Origin of the sequence: Vibrio sp. V08_P9A1T1, assembly GCF_963874405.1 — a bacterium.
In the GTDB taxonomy this organism is placed as follows: domain Bacteria; phylum Pseudomonadota; class Gammaproteobacteria; order Enterobacterales; family Vibrionaceae; genus Vibrio; species Vibrio anguillarum.
The window spans coordinates 1-10397 of sequence record NZ_CAWNIB010000028.1; the positions used below are offsets into that span (position 1 = coordinate 1).

Sequence of the window (10397 nt, forward strand, 5' to 3'; positions counted from 1 at the left end):
CATCAAGATCATCTTTGGGCAGCGGAAACGTCCCCACCTGCGCCACAGCACGTTTTGTCGCCGCGCATAACCTTGAGTCACCATCAATAATGCTTAGATTACCGACTATTGCTCCAGTTCCCGTTGGAATGAGCCGTAGGTTCACTTTGCACTGTTTACTTTTAAAACTGTCTTCAATCAGCAAATTTTGTTGAATGAGCTGCGTATAGATTGCTCCATACCGCTGAGCTTCGTTCATTACAAATTGGGAACGAGCTGAGCTATTTTGCTCTGCTTCTGTTTCTAACCCAGAAAAAATGTTATTCAGCGCCGCTTCTTGTTCTTTGCGTTCACGCTCCAATCTCTCTAGACGTGCTTTCTCTTTTTTTGCATTTTCGGCCGCTTTCTTCGCCTCTTGTTCTTTGGCTATTCGCTCTTTCTCGGCTCGCTCTGCTGCTTCTCGCTCTTTACGAGCTTTCTCTTTAGCTTGTTCTGCCTCTTTTTCACGGGCAATGCGTTCTTTTTCCGCTTTCGCAATTTCAGCCTCTTTAGCGATGCGCTCCTGCTCTGCTTTTTTTACCGCTTCTTCTTTTATCTTACGTTCCGTTTCCGCTTTTACCGCTCGCTCTTTTTCTTTACGAGATCGTTCTTCTGCCACTTTACGCTCTTGTTCTTTTTCGGCACGTTGCTTTTCAGCTTCTCTGGCCGCTTTCGCTTCCTGAGCTTGTTGTTCTTTTAGTTGGCGAATATTCTCTTCTTCCGCCTTGCGGTTTTTTTCCAACTGCTCACTTTCGCGGCGTAACTTATCCAGCCGATCCTGCTCTTTTTTGGCAGCAGCTTCACGCTGGTTACGAATTTGCTGGGCCTGTTTTTGTACCAATTGTGGATCAATCACCACAGCTTGAACCATCTGCCCTGCAGGCTCGGGCTTAGTTAGGCTAAAATCCGAACCCCATAACAAAGCAATGATCAACACTATATGCAAAACACCCGAGATAATGATGGGCTTTTTGTAATCGCTTTTTTTGGATTTATGATCTTTCATGAACAGTACAAACTATCCTTTAATTTCGGTTAGCAGACCTACTTTTGAAATGCCCGCACGATTCAATTCATCCAGAACCAGTATCACTTCTGCATAAGGCGTTGCAGCATCACCGCCAACCGCAACCGGTGAATCCGGTTTCAACGACAATTCAGCTTTGACTCTAATGATCACATCTTGCAGCGAAAGACCCCGCTCGACTTCTTCATTATTTACGCTCAACCCGAGACGACCTTCTTTATCTATTTCCACGATGATAAAACTACTATCACTATCACCTTTCAGCTCAGCCGCTGACTTTGAAGTGGTGGTTTTAGGAAGCTCGACATCAACGCCTTGAGTGACAAACGGTGATGTCACCATAAAAATAATCAGCAACACGAGCATAACGTCGATATAAGGGACAACGTTAATCTCAGCTGTCAACTTGCGCTTTTTACGCTGGTAACCCACCATCGTCTATTCCCTACCAGCCATCGCTTGGCGGTGAAGAATGCTATGAAATTCTTCAGAAAAGGTGGCGTAATTATGCTCTAATTTGCTGACTTTATTGCTCAACCTGTTGTAAGCCATCACCGCAGGAATAGCCGCAAATAAACCCATAGCGGTCGCAATCAGCGCCTCTGCAATACCAGGAGCCACCATTGCTAACGTCGCTTGCTTCACCGCACCTAACGCAATAAATGAGTGCATGATTCCCCATACCGTACCAAATAATCCAATGTATGGACTGATAGAACCCACGGTCGCTAGAAATGGCAGACTGGTCTCTAACTCGTCCACTTCCCTTGCGACAGCAACTCGCATCGCACGTCCCGTCCCTTCCATAATGAAATCAGGTGAAGTGGCGTTAGTCTTGCGTAAACGTGCAAATTCGGTAAAGCCAGAATAAAAAATCTCTTCTGTACCCAAAAGTTCATCTTTACGCTTTTTGACATCTTGATAAATAACGGATAAGTCAGTACCAGACCAAAATTTGTCTTCGAAAGCATCAGCGTTCTTTTCTGCTTGGGAAAGAACTTTACTACGTTTGATGATCATCGCCCACGAAACGATAGACATCCCCAAAAGGATTAGCATCACCATCTTGACCAATAAGCTGGCTTGCAAAAACAGATCGAGAATTGAGATATCAGCAGTCACTATGGGTTAACTCCAAAATTATTGATTGAGGCATCGCTTTTGGCCTCATGTTCTGATTGTCGATGCATGCTACCTTAACTATTGCTTTACACAATACTTTACCTTCAGGATTGACGAGCTCCTGACAGAAGATCAGTGAGGCTTTTTTCAATGCCGAAATCACAGTATTTATCGTCAGCATATCGTCTAAACGTGCAGCTTGTAGAAAATCGATGTCAACGTGCCTGACCACAAAACCAATGTTCTGCTGCAAAAGCGTCTGCTGAGACACTCCAACTGCGCGTAACATTTCAGTTCGGGCTCGTTCAAAGAATTTAAGATAGTTTGAGTGATAGACGACACCACCAGCATCCGTATCTTCATAGTAAATCGTTACAGGCCAATGAAAGGCTGAGGCTGTATTTTGCACAAAGGTTCCAACACATATACAGATTTAGGCGGATACTATAACGCAACTCATTGACGTTAGTACAAGCATTGAGTGGACTTTTACAAAACTTGAAACAAAAAATTAGTGCTGTCTCAAAGAGGCAGCACTAATGTGGGTCGTTAATCAACCTTCGACAGGTTATTCATACACAGTAAATATCAAACTAGTCGAATAATCGTTAGGTAAATTAAGATCGATAATGAAATGTAGGGGCTAAACAATAATTGCCAAAACCATTTGCGTGGTCTAAAGCCAACACCAAAAACCATACTTGCACACAGCGCCCATATCATGAGTGGTGAAATAACCGCGTTAAAACCACCAATGCTCTGAGAATACAGCTCGGGATCCCACATAATCATGGCGATATGATAAAAACCAAGCAAGAGCGATAAGACTCTGAGCAGAGTCTTATCAACCAGTTTATGGTACTCAGTGACTTGCATTGCAAGTTTACTCACTGTCTTTGTCCATCATTTCAGAATGCTCTAACCAAAGAGCGTTGATGATGCCAAATGCACAAGCTAAAAGCACACCTAGAATCCATGCGAAATACCACATATCTATGCTCCTTAGTAAAGTGAGTTTTTGTTTTCTTCAATAAACTTGCTATCAAGACGACCAAACATCTTGTAGTAAGTCCAAGTGGTGTAACCAAGAATGATAGGTACCATTACAAAAGCGACCACTGTCATTAAGTTCAACGTCAATTCACTCGATGTTGAGTCCCACATGGTCAAGCTGTTACTTGGTACTAAGCTTGAAGGCATGATAAATGGGAACATCGCAAAACCAGCGGTGAAAATCACACCCGCATTGGCTAAGCTAGAAGCCAAGAATGCGAGACCACCTTTTTCAAAACGCGACGCCAACACAGCAAGTAGTGGCATGGCAACACCCAAAGCTGGTGCGATCCATAGTAATGGGTAAGCGTTGAAATTAGCCATCCACGCCCCCGCCTCACGTATCACTTCTTTATTGAGTGGGTTTGATGCGGCATGTGTATCAATGACGCTGGTAATCACGTAACCATCGATGTTTTGGATCCAAAACCCTGCAGCGACGAAAGTAATAGCAACCAACAAGCCCATTAGTTGAGCGACGCCACGAGCGCGTGCATGCAGCTCATCGGTGGTTTTCATCTGTAGCCAAGCGGCACCTTGTAAAATAATCATAAACAAGCTGACTAAGCCACAAAGCAGAGCAAATGGGTTCAACAGACCAAAAAATGAACCGTGATACGTTGGCATCATGAAATCACTGAGTTGGAATGGCACGCCTTGTAGTAAGTTGCCAAAGGCAACACCAAAGATGACTGGTGGTACAAAGCCACTAATTGAAATACAGATATCCCAAGTATTACGCCACTTTGGATCTTCAATTTTTGAACGGTAATCCAAACCGATCGGACGAAGCCATAATGCAGCCAATGTCACAATCATAGCCAAATAAAATCCGGAAAATGATGTCGCATAGACTAACGGCCAAGCCGCAAACAGTGCACCACCTGCCGTGATAAGCCAAACTTGGTTACCATCCCAGTGTGGGGCAATAGAGTTGATCATGACACGACGCTCACTGTCATTCTTACCAATGACGGGAACAAGAGCACCAACGCCCATGTCAAAACCATCTGTGATTGCAAAACCAACCAGCAGTACGCCGATCAGCACCCACCAAATTAGTCGCAAGATTTCGTAATCAAACATTATTCTATCTCCCTGCCTTATGCTTCGACTTGACGGCTAACTTTGTCTTCAACAGAGTTTGCGTTTTGCTCAAAGTGATAACGACCAGTTTTCAGGCTGCTAGGCCCTTTACGAGCAAATTTAACCATCAGGTAAACTTCAGCAATCAAGAACACTGTGTACAGTGCAAGAATCGCAAACAATGAGGTCCATAATTCGCCCAGAGTTAGCGCAGAAGCAGCAACATTGGTCGGCAATATTTCACCAACAGCCCATGGTTGACGGCCATATTCAGCAACAAACCAACCCGCTTCAATTGCAATCCACGGTAGAGGAATACTGAACAAGGCGGCTTTAAGTACCCATTGTTTTTGCTCAATTTTCTGACGACAAGTTTGAATAAATGCTGCACCAAAGACAAATAGCATCACAAAACCAACACCGACCATCAGACGGAATGACCAAAATAGTGGCCATACGGTTGGAATTGAATCATCGGCGGCGGCTTGAATTTGCTCTTCCGTTGCATCGCTCACTTTATCGGTATAACGTTTTAGCAATAAGCCGTAGCCCAAATCGCCTTTCACTTCTTCAAAAGCGGCAATGTTTGCTGGCGATTTTTCGCCTGCACGTAATTTCTCTAACAGTTCATAGGCATACATACCGTTACGAATTCGGTCAACGTGTTGATCGCGTAGATCGCGTAACCCTGTGACTTCGGTATCCAGTGAACGTGTAGCGATAATACCCATCACGTACGGAATTTTTACTGCATAATCGGTGTGCATGGCGTCTTGGTTAGGCAAACCAAACAGTGTAAATGCAGCCGGTGCAGGTTCCGTGTGCCACTCAGCTTCAATCGCAGCCAGCTTCACCTTTTGAACTTCACCCACTTCATATCCTGATTCATCACCAAGCACAATCACGGACAAAATAGCAGCCATGCCGAATGATGCAGCGATAGCGAATGAGCGGCGTGCAAACGCAACGTCTCGACCTTTCAGCAAGTAATATGAACTAATACCAAGAATGAACATCGCGCCAGTGGTGTAACCAGAAGCTACGGTATGCACAAATTTCACTTGAGCGACAGGGTTGAAAACGACTTCAGCAAAGCTGACCATTTCCATACGCATAGTTTCAAAATTGAATTCTGCGCCAACTGGGTTTTGCATCCAACCATTCGCAATCAAGATCCAAAGTGCCGAGAAATTGGACCCCAGAGCAACCAACCAAGTCACGCCCAAATGCTGGCGTTTTGATAGTCTATCCCACCCAAAGAAGAACAAACCGACAAAGGTTGATTCTAAAAAGAAGGCTACAAGTGCTTCAATCGCAAGAGGGGCGCCAAAAATGTCACCTACATAGTGGGAATAGTATGACCAGTTTGTACCGAACTGGAACTCCATAGTGAGGCCAGTGGCCACCCCAAGGGCAAAGTTAATACCAAAAAGCTTACCCCAGAACTTTGTCATGTCCTTATAGATTTGCTTATCAGTCATTACATACAAAGATTCCATGATGGCTAAAAGAAAAGCCATACCTAGAGTCAATGGAACGAACAGGAAGTGATACATCGCTGTCAGTGCAAACTGCAACCGCGATAGATCAACGACGTCAATCATGGTAACTCCTTTGTGCCGGCTGAATGACACTTTTGACATGCTAAACGGGTTAAAATTCCTTAAAATTCATCAGTGATATAACCTCATCAAATGTTGAAAAATATCAGAATTTTGTTGCAAGCATGTACCGTTATGGTTAGTTAATTGTTAAGCATCAGCTAATATAGCTGGGACTAATACTACTTCTAAATGCAGGTTGTTTCAAAAGATTTATGGGAGAAAAAAGCCTTGATTTACATCAATTTTCACGCGGCAAATCTGAACAAAAAAAGAACAAAATGATCCACATCAAAGGAAGAATGAAATTGTTGTGAGTATTTAGTGAAAGGGATAGAAATTAATACAACGAATCACACAGAGAGTTAACAATACACTTCACATCATTAACTCTTTAGTGATAAGGAAATTATCATAAATAAGATGTAGTTCACACTTTGTGCTTACCACCTAAAAATGACGATGAGGTGTAAACTTATTTTTCAATTCCGAAGTGAAGATAGGCGCGATCGGTCGCCATTCGTCCTCTTGGTGTCCGTTGTAAATAACCTTGTTGGATAAGAAAGGGTTCTAACACATCTTCAATGGTATCTTTTTCTTCGCCGATTGCAGCGGCTAGGTTATCGAGACCAACAGGGCCACCGCCAAATTTGTCCATAATCGCTAGTAATAGCTTTCTATCCATATAGTCGAAACCTTGGCTATCAACATCCAACATGTTTAGCGCTTTATCTGCAGTCTCTATACATATGTGCCCGTTGCCTTTCACTTCAGCGTAATCTCGAACTCGGCGCAATAAACGGTTGGCAATCCGAGGCGTTCCCCTTGCTCTCCTAGCCACTTCAAGTGCACCATCCGCTTCCATCGACAATCCTAAACAGTCCGCGCTTCTTTGCACTATGTACTGTAGATCATCAATTTTGTAATACTCAAGGCGCTGTACAATACCAAAGCGATCACGCAAGGGTGAGGTTAACGAGCCAGCGCGAGTTGTTGCCCCAATCAGCGTAAAAGGGGGTAAATCGATTTTAATGGACCGAGCGGCTGGACCTTCGCCAATCATTATATCGAGCTGGTAATCTTCCATTGCGGGATAAAGAATTTCTTCAACCACCGGACTTAATCGATGAATTTCATCAATAAAAAGAACGTCGTTCTCTTCAAGGTTAGTCAGTAATGCCGCCAAATCGCCTGCTTTTTCCAATACCGGACCAGAAGTTGTGCGGATATTCACTTCCATCTCATTGGCAACGATATTGGCTAATGTTGTTTTTCCAAGCCCTGGAGGACCAAAAATCAGGAGATGGTCGAGTGGTTCGCTGCGCATTTGTGCCGCTTTAATGAAGATTTCCATTTGATTGCGTACATGATCTTGGCCACGATAATCCGCTAATTTTTTGGGACGAATCGCGCGATCAATAATATCTTCATCTTTAAAAATAGGGCTATCAGGAGCAATTAAGCGATCAGCTTCAATCATACCATTGCTCTCAAGGCTTCTTTAATCAGCGCTTCACTGGTCATGTCAGCTTTCATTACTTGTGCCACTACTTTAGAAGCTTGTTGAGGCTTATAACCCAAAGAAAGTAACGCACTGATCGCTTCTTCTTCCGCATTGCTCGTGAGCGCTTCCAAGGAATTGTTATCGACTGGTGCAGCGTCAGTAGCGGGAGTGAAGAGGTCACCGGCTCCCCAACCTTTCAGCCTATCTTTCATCTCAACAACCAAACGTTCAGCGGTTTTTTTACCCACGCCAGGAAGCTTAACTAATGTGGAGATATCTTCACGCTCAACGCATGAAACAAATTGACCGGCCGTCATGCCGGACAAAATACCCAAGCCTAATTTTGGCCCTACGCCATTCGCTTTAATCACTTCACGAAATAAAGCTCGCTCTTTTACCGTGTTGAAACCATATAAAAGCTGCGCATCTTCTCGGACCACAAAATGGGTATAAATGACCGCTTCTTCGCCCAATTTAGGGAGTTCATAGAAGCAACTCATTGGCATTTGGACTTCATAACCAATGCCAGCGACTTCAATCAATAGCTCTGGAGGTTGCTTTTCAATCAGAATGCCGCGAAGACGTCCAATCACAGGAAATTCCTTAGAGAAATGAGGTTATTTGACTCGGATGATAATAAATAACTGGATGTATAGCCAGTAGAAAAATACCACCCCGCTCGAGATCGGTTTTTCAGCGATATCGGCCTTTTTTAGCACTGCTTGCCCGCCCAGCTAACGCAATCAAGGTTTTATTGGTATTCGCATGACAAATTGCCACACCCAGAGCATCAGCGGCATCCGCTTGTGGCTTAGCCGATAATTTGAGCATTTGCTGGACCATATGTTGCACCTGCGCTTTATCAGCACTACCCGTACCAACTACAGATTGTTTAACCAGTCGAGCAGCATATTCATAGACTGGAAGATCCGCATTCACCGCCGCCACAATAGCACTGCCCCTTGCTTGCCCGAGTTTGAGTGCTGAGTCCGCATTCTTTGCCATAAATACTTGCTCGATGGCAAAAACATCAGGCTGAAACTGTGTAATGATTTCCGTCACGCCAGCGTAAATTTGCTTGAGCCGCCCAGGTAACTCTTTTTCGGAGGTACGAATACATCCACTACCAAGATAGTACAAATATCGTCCATGCTGCCTGATCACACCATAACCTGTGATTCGCGAGCCGGGATCTATACCTAAAATAATTGACATGAAAACCTTAATCGTGGACGAAAAACAAAATGGGCTTAACCAATAAAGTTCAAGCCCATCATCGACAAGTTAACTGCCTGATTATTTACGACGCCAAGTAGTCCCATTTGGGCCATCTTCTAAAATGATGCCGAGTTCGTTCAACTTATCGCGTGCCACGTCAGCATTAGCCCAATCTTTTGCTGCACGTGAGTCATTACGCAGTTTGATCAAAGCTTCAATCTCCGCCACTTGTTCGTCGCCATTAGTGTCTCCTTTAAGAAACGCTTCTGGATCTTGATGCAAAATTCCAATCACATCGGCAAGCTCACGCATAAGTGCGCCAAGAGCGCTGGCTTGCTGAAGATTTTCTGTCTTCAACTTGTTGATATCACGTGCCATATCAAACAAGACGGAATAAGCCTCTGGCGTATTAAAGTCATCATTCATCGCTATCGTAAAGCGACTGACATACTCTTCACCACCTGCAACTGCTACGGTTAAATCCAACCCTCTCAACGCTGTGTATAGACGCTCTAGCGAGGCACGCGCTTGTTTTAGGTTATCTTCGCTGTAATTTAATTGGCTACGATAATGGCCCGACATCAAGAAATAGCGCACCGTTTCCGCATCATAGTGAGCAAGTACATCGCGGATTGTGAAAAAATTCCCTAATGATTTAGACATTTTTTCTCTATCCACCATCACCATGCCACTGTGCATCCATGTGTTCACATAGGGAGTGTCATGTGCGCAGCATGACTGAGCAATTTCATTTTCATGGTGAGGAAACTGCAAATCAGAGCCTCCACCATGAATATCAAAGTGGTTACCCAAAATCGCTGAATTCATCGCCGAACATTCGATGTGCCAGCCTGGGCGTCCTTCTCCCCATGGGGATTCCCAAGTGGGCTCTCCCGGCTTCGACATTTTCCACAACACAAAATCAAGTGGGCTACGCTTAGCAAGATCAACATCAACACGAGCGCCCGCTTGAAGCTGATCGAGATCTTGTTTGGATAACTTGCCATATTCGTCAAATTTGCTGACTTCAAACATCACATCACCATTAGAAGCAACGTAAGCAAAACCGCGTTCAATCAGTCGTTGCACCAAGCCTATGATTTCTTGGATATAAGCGGTTGCACGAGGCTCGACATCTGGGCGTTTCATATTCAATGCATCGAAATCTGCATGCATGTCTGCGATTAAGCGCTCGGTTAGCGAATCGCAAGATTCACCATTTTCGGCAGCACGTTTAATGATTTTGTCATCAATATCAGTGATGTTACGCACAAATGTAAGGTCATAGCCTAAGTAGCGCAAGTAGCGAGAAATCACATCAAAAGAAACGAAGGTGCGACCATGGCCAATATGACAGAGATCATAAATGGTGACTCCACAGACATACATACCCACTTTGTTGGCATGAATTGGTTTGAATTCTTCTTTTTGTCTAGTGATTGAGTTATATATTTTCAGCATGATCTCTATCTAATAACTGTTTGAACTAAAATGGCTTCACAGTATAACAACTCTAGCCTAGCTTGGTCATCCTTATTCTCTCGCAATAATACGGCCCCTAAAGACATTTGTTGATTTGAATGTGTCCAAAGTTCAGTTAAAATCCGGGCCTCAACGAAAAATAGATAAAGGTAACTATCATGATCATCCTTCACACGAATTTTGGTGATATTAAAATTCAACTTAATGAAGAAAAAGCACCAGAAACAAGCGCAAACTTTCTACAGTACTGCCGTGACGGTTTTTACGATAACACTCTGTTCCACCG

The 10397-nt window shown here is 43.9% G+C and carries 13 protein-coding genes; 1 reads left to right on the forward strand and 12 read right to left on the reverse strand.

Annotation, left to right across the window (positions count from 1 at the left end; all coding sequences use genetic code 11):
• The 12 genes from tolA to cysS all read right to left on the reverse strand — a co-directional run.
• A partial coding sequence (gene tolA / locus AACT21_RS01685) for a cell envelope integrity protein TolA (protein WP_094164280.1) occupies nucleotides 1–1024 on the reverse strand: 1024 nt, incomplete at its 3' end.
• Between the two features lie 12 nt (nucleotides 1025–1036).
• Nucleotides 1037–1480: a protein TolR gene (gene tolR, locus AACT21_RS01690; protein WP_013856574.1), complete on the reverse strand. Its 444-nt coding sequence runs from the start codon at nucleotides 1478–1480 to the stop codon at nucleotides 1037–1039.
• 3 nt (nucleotides 1481–1483) lie between these two features.
• Nucleotides 1484–2167 carry a protein TolQ gene (tolQ, locus tag AACT21_RS01695; RefSeq protein ID WP_013856573.1) on the reverse strand — a complete coding sequence of 228 codons (684 nt, stop codon included), beginning with the start codon at nucleotides 2165–2167 and terminating at the stop codon, nucleotides 1484–1486.
• Complete coding sequence (gene ybgC / locus AACT21_RS01700) at nucleotides 2157–2576, reverse strand: tol-pal system-associated acyl-CoA thioesterase (protein WP_017042272.1); 420 nt, start codon at nucleotides 2574–2576, stop codon at nucleotides 2157–2159. Before ybgC ends, tolQ begins: the two co-directional genes overlap by 11 nt.
• Nucleotides 2577–2755: 179 nt before the next feature.
• Nucleotides 2756–3058 carry a cyd operon protein YbgE gene (gene ybgE / locus AACT21_RS01705; protein ID WP_013856571.1) on the reverse strand — a complete coding sequence of 101 codons (303 nt, stop codon included), beginning with the start codon at nucleotides 3056–3058 and terminating at the stop codon, nucleotides 2756–2758.
• Entirely contained in the window at nucleotides 3051–3158 is a 108-nt protein-coding gene (gene cydX / locus AACT21_RS01710) for a cytochrome bd-I oxidase subunit CydX (protein ID WP_000270284.1), read from the reverse strand. Before cydX ends, ybgE begins: the two co-directional genes overlap by 8 nt.
• A gap of 11 nt (nucleotides 3159–3169) precedes the next feature.
• A complete protein-coding gene (cydB, locus tag AACT21_RS01715) occupies nucleotides 3170–4306 on the reverse strand; it encodes a cytochrome d ubiquinol oxidase subunit II (RefSeq protein ID WP_019283297.1) in 1137 nt (378 codons plus the stop codon).
• Between the two features lie 17 nt (nucleotides 4307–4323).
• Nucleotides 4324–5910 carry a cytochrome ubiquinol oxidase subunit I gene (gene cydA / locus AACT21_RS01720; RefSeq protein WP_029189795.1) on the reverse strand — a complete coding sequence of 529 codons (1587 nt, stop codon included), beginning with the start codon at nucleotides 5908–5910 and terminating at the stop codon, nucleotides 4324–4326.
• A 472-nt stretch (nucleotides 5911–6382) separates the two neighbouring features.
• Nucleotides 6383–7387 carry a Holliday junction branch migration DNA helicase RuvB gene (gene ruvB / locus AACT21_RS01725; RefSeq protein ID WP_017042275.1) on the reverse strand — a complete coding sequence of 335 codons (1005 nt, stop codon included), beginning with the start codon at nucleotides 7385–7387 and terminating at the stop codon, nucleotides 6383–6385.
• Nucleotides 7384–8004: a Holliday junction branch migration protein RuvA gene (gene ruvA, locus AACT21_RS01730; RefSeq protein WP_013856566.1), complete on the reverse strand. Its 621-nt coding sequence runs from the start codon at nucleotides 8002–8004 to the stop codon at nucleotides 7384–7386. Before ruvA ends, ruvB begins: the two co-directional genes overlap by 4 nt.
• A gap of 100 nt (nucleotides 8005–8104) precedes the next feature.
• Nucleotides 8105–8626 carry a crossover junction endodeoxyribonuclease RuvC gene (gene ruvC, locus AACT21_RS01735; RefSeq protein WP_013856565.1) on the reverse strand — a complete coding sequence of 174 codons (522 nt, stop codon included), beginning with the start codon at nucleotides 8624–8626 and terminating at the stop codon, nucleotides 8105–8107.
• Between the two features lie 81 nt (nucleotides 8627–8707).
• A complete protein-coding gene (cysS, locus tag AACT21_RS01740) occupies nucleotides 8708–10090 on the reverse strand; it encodes a cysteine--tRNA ligase (RefSeq protein ID WP_094164281.1) in 1383 nt (460 codons plus the stop codon).
• 179 nt (nucleotides 10091–10269) lie between these two features.
• On the opposite strand from cysS, the gene AACT21_RS01745 reads away from it, so the two are divergent.
• On the forward strand, nucleotides 10270–10397 hold a 128-nt coding region (locus AACT21_RS01745; protein ID WP_176430220.1), incomplete at its 3' end, for a peptidylprolyl isomerase.